This window comes from Enterococcus malodoratus (assembly GCF_027659535.1).
Lineage (GTDB): Bacteria > Bacillota > Bacilli > Lactobacillales > Enterococcaceae > Enterococcus_A > Enterococcus_A malodoratus.
Genome location: NZ_JAQDPG010000005.1, coordinates 1 through 14,357 on the forward strand (window position 1 = coordinate 1; position 14,357 = coordinate 14,357).

Genomic DNA, 14,357 nt, shown 5'->3' on the forward strand with positions numbered 1-14,357 from the left:
CAAATATCAATATCTGAATCATCTGCCATATCTTCTAAAATTTCATCTAACCATTCTTTGGGTTACTTCACAAAGAAGAATCTGGTTTGTGATGACTACTATAAAGAATACGCAATGAAAAAAGTCAAAACTGGGGTTTGGTCTCCCGATACTAAACGTGGGAACGATGCTAACTGGAAAAACCACCTCTCTCCTGTTTTCGGTCACCTTCCAATGGCGAAGCTAAACCGGAATACTTATGAACTTTGGATTGCTGAAAAACTTGAAAGTCATGCATGTTCCAGTGTCAAAGCGTATCACAATACTTTTATGAATATGCTTAATGATGCTGTCATTTTGGGAGTAATAGATAGGAATAGATTACTTAGAGTTCATATTGGAGAATCAAAAATAGAGCCCAAAAACAAACATTTTAGTTTTGAAGCATACAAGAAGTGGATGTCCTCTGCTGAAAAAAACCTTTCAAAATACGATTTCACCTTTGTGTATCTCAGTGTTTTTGGGTTAAGACGTGGGGAAATTCTAGGTTTAAAGAAAAGTTCAGTATATGCACATTCTGATATGAGGACGAAACTAGATATTAGTGATAGTAGAACCAATGAACAACCAAACGGTAAAGGTTCCACAAAGACCGGTAAAAGCAGATGGATAACGTTAGATGATCGAGGTACTAAGTTGATCGAATACGCTATTGAAGAAGCCGCTGAAATAAAAAAAGACTTTGGCAGAATACTTCATCAAGACGATTATCTTTACATGAATCCACGAACCGCAAATCCTTACGATGTTGGGCAGTTGAATAGGTTATTCACTCAAATTAATGAGATTACTGGACTACATGCCTACCCACATTTATTAAGACACTATTTTACTTCTCAAGCTGTGATCGTAGGAGTACCAAAAGAACAGGCTGCAGCTGTTTTAGGGCACACAACGATTCATATGTCTGAGAAATACACTCATATAGAGGACGAAGTTTCAGACAACGTCATCAACTTGGTGGAAGATCGCTTAAAATTCGACTAAAAAGAAACGCTGAAATTGCAGTAATCTCAGCGTCACAAGCGAACATGCGTTGTCGTCGGGAAGTTTTTAAAAACCTGCCAAAATATCCCGACATATTCCCGACAAACTCTCTTTTCTTATCGTTTATTGTCCTTTTTAGATAAAAATTTTATCATAAAAATACTGCTATTAGAGGATTGAAAACTATCCGGAGCTAAAGAAAAGCCTAAAAGAGCTTATTTAACAAACATTGCATCGCCAAAGCTGAAGAAACGATACCGTTCTTCAATCGCATGATGGTAAGCAGCTAATGTTTCTTCGCGTCCCGCAAATGCACTCACTAACATTACTAAAGTTGATTTAGGTAAATGAAAGTTCGTCGAAAAGGCTTGGACAATTTTAAACTCATATCCCGGCGTAATAAAGATATCGGTCCAACCGCTGTCGGCCCTAATCTCGCCATCGAATTTCGTTCCGATTGTTTCCAAAGTACGGATCGAAGTGGTTCCAACCGCAATGATTTTCCCGCCAGCAGCACGAACATCATTCAATTGAGACGCCGCTTCTTCCGTCAAACGATAGAATTCACTATGCATTTGATGTTCGGAAATATTGTCTACACTGACAGGGCGGAAAGTTCCCAGTCCAACATGCAATGTCAAATAGACCAACTTCACACCCTTTGCTGCGATTCTTTCTAGTAGTTCGGGGGTAAAATGCAAACCTGCAGTCGGAGCTGCTGCCGAACCGTTCTCTTTTGCATAAACAGTTTGATAACGTTCTGGATCTTCCAAGCGCTCTTTGATATAAGGCGGCAACGGCATTTCACCTAGTGATTCCAAATTCTCTAAGAAAATACCTTCATAAGTAAATTCCACGATTCGTCCGCCGTGTTCCAGTTCCTCCTTAACTTCTGCTCGCAAACGACCATCACCAAAGACGATCTGAGTACCGACTTTCGCCCGACGTGCAGGCTTGATCAAGGTCTCCCATTCATCTCCCTGTGTGTTGTTCAGCAGCAAGACTTCTAGATGTCCTCCCGTTTCAGGCTTTTCTCCATACAAACGAGCCGGTAAAACGCGTGTGTCATTCATGACTAGAGCGTCCCCAGGATTCAACTCCTCAATAATCTCATCAAAATGCTTATCTGAAATATGACCCGTTTCTCGATCTAAGACTAGCAATCGTGAACTGTCGCGCTTTTCTAGAGGGGTCTGGGCAATTAATTCTTCTGGTAAATCAAAATCAAAATCTTCTGTGGTTAACATAGCTTCTCCTCTTTTCCTCCGCTATTCTATCACGGAGCATTCCCATTGAAAAGTACAGCGGCGTTTCCTTTCTCATGAATGGATTAAAAAAAATGATCCCATTTGAAAAGAATTCTTTCGATTATTAAAAAATTGTTTTTTTATTCTCTCATTCAATCTTCCTTTATGATAAACAAGCCATGTAAACGCGTCAAAGAAAACGTTATTTAATGATCAAAAATAATGATTTCCATCGCGATGTATTGACCAAAACAAATCAGTCTATTTGTTTTTAATCGTTCTTTGTTGCATACTTAAATTATAAGTATGTTAAATTTTTTACATTCAAGATGCCGTTTTGCTAGTTTCAGGATGCACCTTTCGCCGCATATTTTTACAAGATTCGTTGGATTATATGCAATCGATTTTGAGAATAAATTTTGTAAAATCCTTTCTCATTTTCGCAGGTGCAGACCTTGTTCAGCCGAGAGAACATTTCAGCATACGGATTGGAATCAGGAATAATTTTTCATTAGAACGACTAGTTTTTTAATATGAAGAAGGAGTGAAAAAATGATTGAATTTGACCACGTTTCCAAAATATACAATGGAAATAAAGTAGCAGTTGAAGATATTACACTCTCTTTTGATAAGGGAGAATTCATTTGCCTAATCGGAACCAGCGGTAGCGGAAAAACTACGACAATGCGGATGATTAACCGCATGATCGATCCCACAAAAGGCACAATCACTATCAATGGTGAAGATATCCAAAAGAAAAACCCGGTTGAATTACGCCGTCAGATCGGTTACGTCATCCAAAATATTGGTTTAATGCCGCATATGACGATTCGTGACAACATTACTCTCGTACAACGTTTGTTGAAAGTAGACAAAGAAGAGCAAAACAAGACGGCCGAAAAAATGATTGACTTAGTTGAATTACCGCGCGATATGCTGGATCGTTATCCCCATGAATTATCAGGTGGACAACAGCAACGTATCGGGGTTGTTCGTGCGCTCGCTGCGGACCAAGACGTCATCTTGATGGACGAACCTTTCGGTGCCTTAGATCCGATAACCCGTGATTCTTTACAAGACCTTGTGAAGGACTTGCAAGAACGTCTAGGAAAGACGATCGTTTTCGTTACTCACGACATGGATGAAGCGCTGAAATTGGCCAACCGGATCGCTATCATGGACAACGGAAAAGTGATCCAATTTGATACGCCGGAAAATATTTTGCAGCATCCAGCCAATGAATTTGTAGAAGAACTTTTAGGTGAAGATCGATTGCTGCAAGCAAAACCAGATACCACAACAGTGGGTGAAATCATGATGCATACTGCCGTCTCTATTACACCAGAGAAGAGTTTGCAAAATGCGATTCGTTTGATGCGGGAAAAACGGGTAGATACCTTATTGATCGTCGATGAAGACAATGTTTTAAAAGGCTTTGTTGATGTTGAAACAATCGACCGCGAACGCCGTCATGGCAAGGCCACCAGTATCGGCGATATTATCAATCCAAATGTTTTCTATGTGAAAGAATCCGCACTGGTCCGTGATAGTTTGCAACGGATCCTAAAACGCGGCGTAAAATATGTTCCCGTCGTAAATGACAGCAAACATTTAGTCGGCATCCTAACGAGGGTATCGCTCGTGGATATCATCTATGATGTTCTTTGGGGTGAAGAAGATACTTTCGGAGATGCGGCTGAAAGCATAACAAGTGAGGAGGCGTAATTATGCAAGCATTCATCAATGAATATGGTGGGCAAATGCTGACAAAAAGCGCTGAACATTTGTATATTTCTGCTATTGCGTTAGGACTTGGAATTTTAGTCGCCGTCCCTTTAGGAATTGTCTTAACTCGGCTGCCTAAAATCTCAGGACTCGTGATCGGGATCGCCAGCGTGTTACAAACTGTCCCATCACTCGCTTTACTAGCATTAATGATTCCATTCTTCGGTGTCGGAAAACTTCCTGCGATCATCGCTCTGTTTATTTATTCTTTATTGCCGATTTTACGTAATACGTTTATCGGGATGAAAAATGTCGATCGCAATTATCGTGATGTCGCTAAGGGTATGGGAATGACCAATCTGCAATCCATTTTTACGGTGGAATTACCGATCGCGGTCCCAACAATCATGGCGGGGATTCGTTTAGCTGCCGTGTATGTTATCGCGTGGGCTACTTTAGCTTCTTATATCGGCGCAGGTGGTTTAGGTGATTTAATCTTCAGCGGGCTGAACAACTTCCAACCGCCGTTGATTATTGCCGGAACTGTGCCGGTCATTTTGATGGCTTTAATTGTCGATCTGTTATTAGGTCTCCTAGAAGATCACATGACCCCTGCAGCTTTAAGGAAGGAGGAGTAATGCATGAAAAAATTAAAAACATTCGCCTTACTCGGTCTTTCACTCCTATTTCTAAGTAGCTGCTCCTTTCCTGGTTTAGCTTCTAACGATAGCGAAAACACGATTGGGATCACCGGCGGAATTACTTCTGAGACACAAATTTTAGCGAACTTGGTTTCTGGAATGATCAAGCATTATACCGATCTAGATACTACGATTATTAATAATTTGGCCACAACAACGATCAATCATCAAGCGATGATGAACAAAGACGCTTCCATTTCAGCAGCTCGTTATACCGGAACAGACTTAACAACTACCTTAGGCTTGCCAGCGGAAAAAGATCCGAAAAAAGCCTTTGATACGGTTAAAACAGAATTCGAAAAACGATATCATCAAACTTGGTTTTCTTCTTACGGCTTTGACAATACCTATGTTTTCTTAGTTCGTAAAGACACGGCTGAAAAATACAACTTGAAAAAAGTCAGCGATTTGAAAAAACATGCCGGCGAATTGAAGGCCGGGGTCGATACTGCTTGGATCACTCGAGAAGGCGATGGCTATGATGGTTTTAAAGAGACCTATGGTTTTGAGTTTTCTTCGATTTTACCGATGCAGATTGGTCTCGTTTACGATGCCGTTGAAGCAGGCAAAATGGATATTGTTTTAGGCTACTCAACAGATGGACGGATTGCCAGCTACGACTTGGTTATGCTGGAAGATGACTTGCATTTCTTCCCGCCTTACGATGCAGCGGCGATCGCCACCGATGAGGTATTAGCGAAAAATCCAAAAATTCGGACAGCTTTAAAACGTCTGGAAGGAACAATCAATACTAGAGAAATGCAAAAACTAAACTATCGTGCAGATAATGATTTAGTGGAACCTTCTGTTATTGCTGAAGATTTCCTAAAACAACACAACTATTTCGAGAAGGAGTGAAGCAACAATGGAAAACATGAATACGTTCCAACAATTTATTGACTATTTCCAAACCAATGGTGCCTATGTTTTCAGTCAGTTTGTGCGCCACTTCCTGATTTCGATCTATGGGGTATTGTTTGCGGCAATCGTCGGAATTCCAATAGGCATTTTTATTTCTAAACATTACAAGTTGGCTAATTGGGTGATCCGGATCGCTAATGTGATCCAAACAATCCCTTCACTAGCTATGATCTCAATTTTGATGATCGGATTAGGTCTCGGAGTAAACGTCGTAATCTTGACCGTCTTCTTATACTCGCTACTGCCAATCATCAAAAACACCTACACCGGGATGCGCCAAGTCGATAAAAACGCCTTGGATGTCGGAACTGGTATGGGAATGACTTCTTGGCAGCGGCTTTATATGATTGAATTGCCGCTTTCTGTTTCAGTTATTATGGCTGGGATTCGAAACGCTTTAGTGGTCGCTATCGGGATCACTGCTATCGGGGCTTTCGTCGGCGCTGGCGGCTTGGGTGATATCATCATCCGCGGTACCAACGCGACAGATGGAACATCCTTGATCTTGGCAGGTGCATTACCAACTGCCTTGATGGCTATTTTGACTGACTGGATTTTAAGTATCGTTGAACGAAAACTGGACCCAGCAACTAAAACAAGTAAGTAAAAAAAAGCGACGCCGCTTGAAGAATTTTTCTTCGAGCGGCGTCGCTTTTTCTATTCGTCTAACTATTCAACAATTCGTAGCCAACTTCTTCGTCACAGATCAAGACATTGATTAATTTCCCATTGATTGCACCCAACGTTGCCGTTGCCCGTTTTTTCGAACATACAGCGCCGATACTGATCGGTGCTAAGCGCAGCGAATCTAATCCGCTGGAAATCGGGAACTGATTACGGTATTGAATTTCTTTTCCTTCAATATCAAAGGCCCGGCCAATCATCGTTCCCACGGCTCCTTCAGCCACTAGATCATTCAGATCACGATTATCTAAGATTCCCGAAGAAACTAGCGTATTTCGTGTCGTCTCAATGTTGCCGACTCCGCTAAATGCGACATCGATTTTTCGCCCTAGCGAAATATTCAAATCGATTTGCGGTTGAGCCAGCAGCTCTTCTTGCAACTTCCGTGAATTAACGAATGCTGGCGCATTGAAAAATTCATGCCGACCATTTAATTTTTGGGCTAAACGAAAAACCAATTCATTGCCGTCCATCACCGTACGATTTGGACCTAAACTTCCCGTCAACTGAACAACATGAACATTTTTTAAATCATGTGCTGGAAAGTTTTTTACCATTTTTTCAACGGTCGCGCCCCATGAGATCCCTAGTATTTTATCATCAGATAATGCACTGCTGATATAATCTGCCGAAGCTTTCCCCACATTGTCTAAATCATAATCATATTCGCCTAACCCTTTGACAACGATGACCTCTAGCAAATCAAACTTTTCTTTTAGTTGCATCATCAATGTATTGTTGCGCTCAAAAGGTGCTTCGATTGAGATTTTAACAATTTGTTTTTCTCTTGCTTCCTCCAGCATTCTGGAAATCGATGGACGTGATACCCCAATTATTTTCGCAATATCGTTTTGGTTCATCCTATCTAAATAGTACAGTTCTGCTACTTTTAATAATTTAGAAATATCATTCGCCATTTTTTCCTCCTAGTTCAAATACTGGACTGACATCCTATAAGCCTATAATAAAGTCATCAATAATTTCTAACGCTTTCACTACGCCGTCTTCATCATTGGTCGGGCAGTGCCACCTAGCCGCCCGTTTTAATTCACTCGTTGCATTTCCCATTGCGATGGATTGGGAAAATAATTCAAAAGATGAGAGGTCGTTCCCATTATCCCCAACTACAAATACCTCATTTGCAGATAGGCCATAATAACGAGCCAACTCAGCCAAAGAATTCCCCTTGCTCACATTTTTCTTAGAAAATTCAATCATGGTCGGGTATCCTTGAACACACGAATATTGTTGCGAAAAACGTTGTTCTATTTGACTTTTATTCTGTTTTATTATATCTGGGTTATCACAAATAAGCAATTTTGAATATTTTTCATTCTGTGCATTTTTTTCGATTGGACAAACCGTCAGCTGATTGTTTGTCAAAAAACAAAATTCTAAGGTTCCAAGATTTATCGTAGGAAACGAAGTCTGCGCTCCTTGTTCATTTACCGCTATGCAAGTCAGACCTACCTCTTGACAGAAGGCGGTTAATTCTTGATACTCCGAAAAATCAAGCAGCTCTTCTACTAGTTTCTCACCGCCCACATTTTGCACTAATGCACCATTAGCAACAACATGATAACCATCGGCTATCCCAACCGCTTGAGCGTGTGGACTTACCCCCGACATTGGACGTCCTGAACAAAAAGCGAATGTATAGTTTTTGCTTTCTGCTCTTTGGCGGATCGCTTCAGCTACATTACGGGTCAACCTTCCACTAGAATTCAGTGCTGTTCCGTCAAGATCTAAAGCCACTAAAATCATCAGAATTTCCTTTCAAAAAAAGACTGGACAAGCTATCCAGCCTTTCAGTTATTATTTTCCCATCTCTTTTAACGCTTTCAAGGCAGCGTCTAAAAATGTTTCTTCATCAAGTCCGGTTAATAATCCAACCGAATTAATTTGAGGAATTCCTTCCGCATCCGCAGGATCAATTGGGCTGGTAAAAGCGATAATATCAATATCACCATTAGAGACCGCACCTTTGACCATACCAGGATTTACTTCTTGGATTTCTACTTCGTACCCATGTTCCTCCAGTAATTCTACAATTCGTTCACCAACCATAGCCGAACTTACCGTACCTGAACCGCATACAGATAAAACTTTAATTTCTGTCATCTCTAAACCTCCTATTTTTAAGTACCATTTATCCTTGCACTCACAATTTTTTTAGTGCCTCAAAAAATTCGCGAGCATCCATAAGTCCTTTTATCCATTATAGTATAACGCTTTCATCTATTGTTGATTTTTAAAATTTAATTTTACTGGTCACGGCTAAAACTTCTTCCGGACTTTTAGCTCGGCAGATCGCATCCAAATCTTCTTTAGTTTTAAAAACACTCATCAATTGACGTAAAAGCGCCAATTGCTTCTTCGGATGTTCCATCGCTAACGGGAAGAAGATATTGCTTTGCAATTTAATCTCCGGACTTCCCATCATAGAAACTTCTATTGGTTCTTTCGTTACAACGACACCCATCCCCGGGCGCAAAACATGTTCCGGGTCCGTATGAGGAATCGCGATATTATGACCATCCGCTGCTAAACCAGTTGGAAAGACTTTCTCTCTGGCAATCACCGCATCCACATAAGATGGTTTTACGATCTGGGCTTTTTCAAATTCAGCTCCGATCAATTGAATGACTTCTTCAAATGAATGAAGATCTTGATCAAGCAAGACACAATTTTTTTCAACAAGATTTTTCTCTTCCATCGCTACCCCTCACTTTATTGTTTGTTCGGCTGCAGAACAACCTTTATTTCATTGCCAGCCATCACCTGTTCGATGGCATCTTCCCATTGCTCTAATGGATAGATCTTAGTGATCAAGCGTTCAGCATCGATCTGACCTTTTTTCATCAGATCCAAAGTCAAATGCCAGGTAGAAGGCTTTTGCGACCTTGAACCAATGACGTTCATTTCTCTTTGCACAATCGAGTTCATGTCTAACTCATTCAGATTTTTTGCAAAGACGCCCATCTGTACCAATGTGCCCTTTTGCTTCAAATAATCAAAAACACCTTTGATCGCCGGAGCTGCACCTGAACACTCAAAACAATAATCCGCACCTTTTCCATTGGTAAACTCTTTGATAATTCCGGCGGCATCTTCCTTCAGCGAATCAATTATTCGATCGGCCCCTAACTCGCGCGCTGTCTCTAATCGACCAGCATCTTGAGTAATTCCAATAACGATTACTTTTGCTCCGACACTTTTCAATACTTGACTTAAGCATAACCCAATCGGACCAGGTCCTACAATAACTGCCACGTCATTTTTTTCCACCTGAACTTTTTCCATACTAGCGTGAACACCGCAGGCAATCGGTTCCGTAATCGAAGCAGCTAATAAACTGATCTTATCATCCAGAACATGAACACTTTCTTCACGAGTTAATACATATTCAGCAAAGCTGCCATTCACTTGACTCCCTAAACCTTTACGATTCAAGCAAAGGTTGTATTCCTTATTTTGACAAGGTTCACATTCTCCGCAAGTCGCGAATGTCGTTTCACTGGTGACCAACGCCCCTTTTTGTACTTTCGTGACATTCTCTCCAATAGCCTCAACCACTCCAGAAAACTCATGACCCAGTACCAAAGGAGTCTTCAATCGGTCATATTCGCCTTTAAATCCGTGAATATCTGTTCCGCAGATCCCAGTATAAATTACTTTAATCAAAACCTCCTGATCTCTTGGAACAGGTTTTTCAATCTCTAACAATTTCATTTTGTTATAGCCAGGTTCTGTTTTGACTAACGCCTTCATGCAACCACCTTTTCTTTTGGAGCATCCTTTTTTTCGCCTTCCAAGAAGTTCCAAACAGCTTGTTTATTTTTCTTGAATAATACATACATCGCTAGGTAGAGAACAACCACGATTCCCATCAACAGATAATTGCCGGATAAGAACGCTAGGAAGATCAACGCCATTACTGGGTTGTATAGAATCCCGAAGCTCGTAATCATCATCGCACCTTCCGGAATATTCACCCCAACCTGAGCAGCAACTTCAGTAAAGTACGGAGCTGTTAAAGTACAAACATATAGGCCAATTGTGAACCAAATAACTCCCGAGATCACACCTTTAAAGATATTACCTTTTGAAATACAAATAATCATTTCGACCATATAAGGCAAAGCAATCAAATCAACTAGCGGCAATGTTTCGTTACCCGGTAAAATCATTGCCAATAGCACCATGATTGGAATCAAGATCAGACCTGTCATCAAGGTGGCTGGTTCACCATAGCCGACCGCATCATTCACTGACAACATCCATTCACGATTCTTATCACTGCCTTTTGCCGTCTTTTTACTCGCATTTGTCAGACTAGTAAATGCCGAAGCAAAGATACTCGCAACCCGCGGGAAAATCGCCATAACAGCGGATACCGCAAGTCCCATTGTCAGCACACTGCCCCAGCCATCCAACGTATTTAATGTATTCAAGTTCCCCATGATCCCAATCAACAAACCAAGAAATAGTCCTAAAGTGATAGGTTCACCTAAGAATCCGAGTTTCTTTTTCAATGTTGCCGGATCCCAATTGATTTTTCCAGCACCTAACTTATCTAAGATCCAATTCATTACAATCGCATAAGGTACCGAGCAGACATGGTGAGGTGCCGTTAAGGTCGTCCCAGGCAGATTGTAATAATTCGCCCAGCGTTTTGCGATCACTTCTCCAAACAGCATGACATACAAGTTCTGAACAATCATACACGCCATTGCTAAGGCCATATTACTGGTAATCAAGTAGATCATCGAACCCCAAACCATGAAAGAATAGTTATTCCACATATCACTTGGCATAAATACATCGGTCCATTTTAATAAGAATAATGCCACTTGCAAAGCCAAACCTACTACTAAAAAGATGACCCCTACTTGAGTAGAGTAGGCAATAACTGAAGTTGCTTGCCAACCTGTATCAAAAACTGGCAGCTTCACTCCTGTCTGCTCAACCATGTTATTGATAACTGGTGTAACGATTGGAACAAACGAATTGACGATCAAATTGAATCCAGTCAATCCGATCCCCGCATTCAAAGCAGACTGAAACGCCTTTTTCGGTTTGACCTTCAAAAACAAGGCCACGATGAACAACATCACTGGCACAACGACGGCGGCACCAAATGAACTCAAGATATTTTGTAACAACTCCACAATAATTCCTCCTTTTTCTCATGAACTTTATTTCACTATCAAGAACTTATGAAAAGTATCGCATGGGTTTTTGCTTATGTCAATACTTTTATTGAAAACGATTACACCTATAAAAATAGCCAAATTCAATTACAAAAGAAACACAACAGCCACAAAACATATTGACAATTGTTCTTTATGATGAAATAATGTAAAAAATGATATTGGAGGTAGAATTATGCTTGAACAACTAAAAGAGACTGTTTGCAAAGACAATAAAGCGCTTCCTAAAAATGGATTGGTTTTGTGGACGAGCGGAAATGTCAGTGCAAAAGATCCCGAAACAGAATATGTGGTCATCAAACCCAGCGGTATTCATTTTGATGACTTGACTCCGGACAATATGATCGTCGTAGATTTAGCTGGAAATATCATTGAAGGAGAGTTGACTCCTTCAGTCGATACGGAATCCCATCTATATGTATACAATCATTGTCCAGAAGTTCTAGGAATCACTCACACCCACTCTCCTTATGCCACCGCCTTTTCGATTGCCGGAGAACCGCTTCCTATATATACGACGACTTCTGCCGCCGTTTTCGGCAGAGAAATCCCGCTCTCAAAGGTGGCCGCCGTTGGAGAAAAAGCGATCGGGGCTGAGATCGTCCGTTGTTACAGAGAAACCAGCTGCCCAGCCATTTTATTGCGAAATCACGGCGTCTTCACTGTTGGAAAGTCTGCAACGAATTCGTTGAAAAATGCGGTCATTCTTGAAGAAACGGCTCAAAGTGTTTATTTTGCTAGAATGCTGAATGCTGGTATCCAACCGTTAGATACATCATACACAGATGAGGTATTTGATTTTTATCAAAATAATTATGGTCAAAAATAATTGCTAAATTTGAAAGGAGTTTTACCATGGCAAACAATTATACGATTGCTGACGTAGAAAAAGCTGCAAAAAATATCCGTAAACACGTACTAAAATTAACCCTTGAAAGAAATGGCTGCTACTTGTCTCAAGCCTGTTCTTCAGCGGAACTTTTCGCTACTCTTTACTTGCGTGTCCTAAACTTAAGTGAGAGTAAAGCCCCACGCCTACCTGAGAAATTTCCGGGAACCCCTTCGAAGGATAATATGGATTACATTCAAGGTGCGGAATATCATGGATCCTTAAAAGCCCCCTTCGATCGTTTCTTCATTTCTCCGGCACACTATGCAGCTCCTGTATATGCTGCCTTGATTGAAGCGGATCGCTTAGATGAAGAAGCTTTAAAAATGTTCAATCGTGATGGGTACTCCATGGAAATGATTGGCGCAAATCATACTCCCGGTTTTGAAAACGCTGCCGGAACACTTGACCAAGCAATTAGTGTCGCTGGCGGAACCGCCCATGCACGAAAACTTCGTGGTGAAGACGGTCGCGTATTCGTTATGATGTCTGATGGTGAAATGGAGGAAGGACAATTATGGGAAGCACTCCAAGCCGCCGCTTTCTACCAATTAGACAATTTGGTTTTACTTGTTGATATCAACGGACAACAAGTGGAAGGCGAAACCAAAAAAGTGATGAATATCGAACCATTAGCCGATCGCTTCACTGCATTTGGCGCAACAGCCGTCTCTGTGAACGGTCATGATATCCAAGCCATCGAAGAAGCAGCCAAACAAGGCGAAAAGAATAAGCCGTTAGCCATCCTTTGCTACACCGACCCAACACAAGGAATCCCTTATTTGAACGAAAGAAGACCAAACCTGCATTTTGTTCGTTTAAAGCAAGGCGAAGAATTCGATAAATATACTAAGTTCTACAACGAAATGTAAAAAAGATGCATGTACGTTAATTGTATGATTTTTTCTTTGAAACATTCATACCTAATTATGAGGAAGGAGTTTTATTATGAAAATTGAATCGGATGTTCATTCAAAAAATATGATCAAATTTGCACAGGAAAACGAAGATGTTTTGGTCTTATCCGCCGATCTAGGCACTTCTTGCGAGGTAAAAGAATTTCCCAAAGTCTTTCCCGAAAAATATTTATCCATGGGGATCGCTGAACAGAATATGCTAAGCTGGGCTGCCGGGCTGGCTCGCGAAGGCTTCCGTCCGTTTCTGCACACTTTCGCGGTTTTCCTTTATCGCAGACCATTAGATCAATTAGAAATGTCGATCGCCTATCCTAACCTGCCTGTTTCGTTATTGGGCTTCGTACCTGGAATTACGACGCCCGGCGGTGTGACACACCAATCGATCGAAGATGTAGGAATCTTGCGAACAATTCCCAATATGACGATTTTCGATTGCGGCGACGCGACAGATGTTGAATCTGCTTTGAACATTTGTAAAGAAGTTAATGGACCGATTTACGTTAGAATGCTTCGTGGTCAAATGCCTAGACTTTTCTCCCCCGATAAACCGACAGAGTTTAACAAAGGACGAGTAATTTCTGAAGGCGATGATGTCGCTTTATTCTCCAGCAGTATTTGTACAGAAGAAGCGATGCGAGCAACACAATGGCTTGAAAAGCAAGGAATCTCTGTACAGCACGTTCATGTCACAACGTTAAAACCATTCACTGACCCTTTGATAGCTGAATCAATCGAAAAAGTGAAGCACGGAGTCGTTACCATGGAAAACCATGTGACCATCGGCGGCTTAGGGACTGCTGTGGGTGAAGTAATGCTAGAAAATCAACTGCATAAACAATTGATCAAGGTTGGGATAAATGACGAATGGACTCACGGTGCGTCAAAACCTTACCTATTGAAGAAATACGGTTTGGATGCAGCCTCTTTGATCAGAGCAGTCGAAAAAATCTTGGATAAAGATCTTGGTTTCAAAGAAGAAGAATTAGAAGAGATTCGTTTAGAAGATTACGATCGCGTATAACTCAAAAAGCGTT

At 41.0% G+C, this 14,357-nt stretch carries 15 protein-coding genes; 8 read left to right on the forward strand and 7 right to left on the reverse strand.

Translation table 11 applies throughout. The features are described 5' to 3' along the window. A partial coding sequence (locus PGP85_RS09125) for a tyrosine-type recombinase/integrase (protein ID WP_270327205.1) occupies positions 1 to 1,026 on the forward strand: 1,026 nt, incomplete at its 5' end. Between the two features lie 215 nt (positions 1,027 to 1,241). Here PGP85_RS09125 and queA read toward each other — a convergent pair. Then, complete coding sequence (queA, locus tag PGP85_RS09130; RefSeq protein ID WP_270327208.1) at positions 1,242 to 2,273, reverse strand: tRNA preQ1(34) S-adenosylmethionine ribosyltransferase-isomerase QueA; 1,032 nt, start codon at positions 2,271 to 2,273, stop codon at positions 1,242 to 1,244. A 552-nt stretch (positions 2,274 to 2,825) separates the two neighbouring features. On the opposite strand from queA, the gene PGP85_RS09135 reads away from it, so the two are divergent. From PGP85_RS09135 to PGP85_RS09150, 4 genes are read left to right on the forward strand one after another with little or no spacing between them, the layout of a single operon-like run. After that, positions 2,826 to 3,998 (forward strand): betaine/proline/choline family ABC transporter ATP-binding protein, encoded by a 1,173-nt coding sequence (locus tag PGP85_RS09135; RefSeq protein ID WP_010742846.1) that lies wholly within the window; start codon positions 2,826 to 2,828, stop codon positions 3,996 to 3,998. Positions 3,999 to 4,000: 2 nt separating this feature from the next. Further along, positions 4,001 to 4,636: an ABC transporter permease gene (locus tag PGP85_RS09140; RefSeq protein WP_010742845.1), complete on the forward strand. Its 636-nt coding sequence runs from the start codon at positions 4,001 to 4,003 to the stop codon at positions 4,634 to 4,636. Between the two features lie 3 nt (positions 4,637 to 4,639). Beyond that, positions 4,640 to 5,557 (forward strand): osmoprotectant ABC transporter substrate-binding protein, encoded by a 918-nt coding sequence (locus PGP85_RS09145; RefSeq protein WP_010742844.1) that lies wholly within the window; start codon positions 4,640 to 4,642, stop codon positions 5,555 to 5,557. 7 nt (positions 5,558 to 5,564) lie between these two features. After that, positions 5,565 to 6,227 (forward strand): ABC transporter permease, encoded by a 663-nt coding sequence (locus PGP85_RS09150; RefSeq protein WP_010742843.1) that lies wholly within the window; start codon positions 5,565 to 5,567, stop codon positions 6,225 to 6,227. Positions 6,228 to 6,285: 58 nt separating this feature from the next. On the opposite strand, the gene PGP85_RS09155 is transcribed toward PGP85_RS09150, so the two are convergent. The 6 genes from PGP85_RS09155 to PGP85_RS09180 form a co-directional block, all read right to left on the reverse strand. Beyond that, the gene (locus PGP85_RS09155; RefSeq protein ID WP_010742842.1) at positions 6,286 to 7,221 is read right to left on the reverse strand and encodes a sugar-binding transcriptional regulator; all 936 of its coding nucleotides are present in this window, start codon (positions 7,219 to 7,221) and stop codon (positions 6,286 to 6,288) included. Between the two features lie 34 nt (positions 7,222 to 7,255). Continuing rightward, the gene (locus tag PGP85_RS09160) at positions 7,256 to 8,068 is read right to left on the reverse strand and encodes a Cof-type HAD-IIB family hydrolase (RefSeq protein WP_090407933.1); all 813 of its coding nucleotides are present in this window, start codon (positions 8,066 to 8,068) and stop codon (positions 7,256 to 7,258) included. A 51-nt stretch (positions 8,069 to 8,119) separates the two neighbouring features. Further along, entirely contained in the window at positions 8,120 to 8,425 is a 306-nt protein-coding gene (locus tag PGP85_RS09165) for a PTS sugar transporter subunit IIB (RefSeq protein WP_010742840.1), read from the reverse strand. A gap of 130 nt (positions 8,426 to 8,555) precedes the next feature. Then, the gene (locus PGP85_RS09170) at positions 8,556 to 9,020 is read right to left on the reverse strand and encodes a PTS sugar transporter subunit IIA (protein WP_090407930.1); all 465 of its coding nucleotides are present in this window, start codon (positions 9,018 to 9,020) and stop codon (positions 8,556 to 8,558) included. Positions 9,021 to 9,034: 14 nt separating this feature from the next. Continuing rightward, positions 9,035 to 10,075: a zinc-dependent alcohol dehydrogenase gene (locus PGP85_RS09175; RefSeq protein WP_270327216.1), complete on the reverse strand. Its 1,041-nt coding sequence runs from the start codon at positions 10,073 to 10,075 to the stop codon at positions 9,035 to 9,037. Continuing rightward, on the reverse strand, positions 10,072 to 11,475 hold the full coding sequence (locus PGP85_RS09180) for a PTS galactitol transporter subunit IIC (protein ID WP_010742837.1): 1,404 nt from the start codon (positions 11,473 to 11,475) through the stop codon (positions 10,072 to 10,074). Before PGP85_RS09180 ends, PGP85_RS09175 begins: the two co-directional genes overlap by 4 nt. Before the next feature lie 217 nt (positions 11,476 to 11,692). Here PGP85_RS09180 and PGP85_RS09185 point away from each other — a divergent pair, with 217 nt between their 5' ends. The 3 genes from PGP85_RS09185 to PGP85_RS09195 all read left to right on the forward strand — a co-directional run bounded on the left by PGP85_RS09185 (position 11,693) and on the right by PGP85_RS09195 (position 14,344). Next, the gene (locus PGP85_RS09185) at positions 11,693 to 12,346 is read left to right on the forward strand and encodes an L-ribulose-5-phosphate 4-epimerase (protein WP_010742836.1); all 654 of its coding nucleotides are present in this window, start codon (positions 11,693 to 11,695) and stop codon (positions 12,344 to 12,346) included. A gap of 26 nt (positions 12,347 to 12,372) precedes the next feature. After that, positions 12,373 to 13,278, forward strand: a complete 906-nt coding sequence (locus PGP85_RS09190) for a transketolase (RefSeq protein WP_090407921.1) — start codon at positions 12,373 to 12,375, stop codon at positions 13,276 to 13,278. Positions 13,279 to 13,354: 76 nt separating this feature from the next. Then, positions 13,355 to 14,344 (forward strand): transketolase family protein, encoded by a 990-nt coding sequence (locus PGP85_RS09195; protein WP_010742834.1) that lies wholly within the window; start codon positions 13,355 to 13,357, stop codon positions 14,342 to 14,344. Positions 14,345 to 14,357: the final 13 nt, after the last annotated feature.

Bases quoted from the DNA above. Each gene is read 5' to 3' on its own strand.
- PGP85_RS09155 (WP_010742842.1), bottom strand. From the start codon at position 7,221: ATGGCGAATGATATTTCTAAATTATTAAAAGTAGCAGAACTGTACTAT.
- PGP85_RS09160 (WP_090407933.1), bottom strand. From the start codon at position 8,068: ATGATTTTAGTGGCTTTAGATCTTGACGGAACAGCACTGAATTCTAGT.
- PGP85_RS09185 (WP_010742836.1), top strand. From the start codon at position 11,693: ATGCTTGAACAACTAAAAGAGACTGTTTGCAAAGACAATAAAGCGCTT.
- PGP85_RS09175 (WP_270327216.1), bottom strand. From the start codon at position 10,075: ATGAAGGCGTTAGTCAAAACAGAACCTGGCTATAACAAAATGAAATTG.
- PGP85_RS09170 (WP_090407930.1), bottom strand. From the start codon at position 9,020: ATGGAAGAGAAAAATCTTGTTGAAAAAAATTGTGTCTTGCTTGATCAA.
- PGP85_RS09195 (WP_010742834.1), top strand. From the start codon at position 13,355: ATGAAAATTGAATCGGATGTTCATTCAAAAAATATGATCAAATTTGCA.
- PGP85_RS09165 (WP_010742840.1), bottom strand. From the start codon at position 8,425: ATGACAGAAATTAAAGTTTTATCTGTATGCGGTTCAGGTACGGTAAGT.
- queA (WP_270327208.1), bottom strand. From the start codon at position 2,273: ATGTTAACCACAGAAGATTTTGATTTTGATTTACCAGAAGAATTAATT.
- PGP85_RS09150 (WP_010742843.1), top strand. From the start codon at position 5,565: ATGGAAAACATGAATACGTTCCAACAATTTATTGACTATTTCCAAACC.
- PGP85_RS09140 (WP_010742845.1), top strand. From the start codon at position 4,001: ATGCAAGCATTCATCAATGAATATGGTGGGCAAATGCTGACAAAAAGC.
- PGP85_RS09135 (WP_010742846.1), top strand. From the start codon at position 2,826: ATGATTGAATTTGACCACGTTTCCAAAATATACAATGGAAATAAAGTA.
- PGP85_RS09145 (WP_010742844.1), top strand. From the start codon at position 4,640: ATGAAAAAATTAAAAACATTCGCCTTACTCGGTCTTTCACTCCTATTT.
- PGP85_RS09190 (WP_090407921.1), top strand. From the start codon at position 12,373: ATGGCAAACAATTATACGATTGCTGACGTAGAAAAAGCTGCAAAAAAT.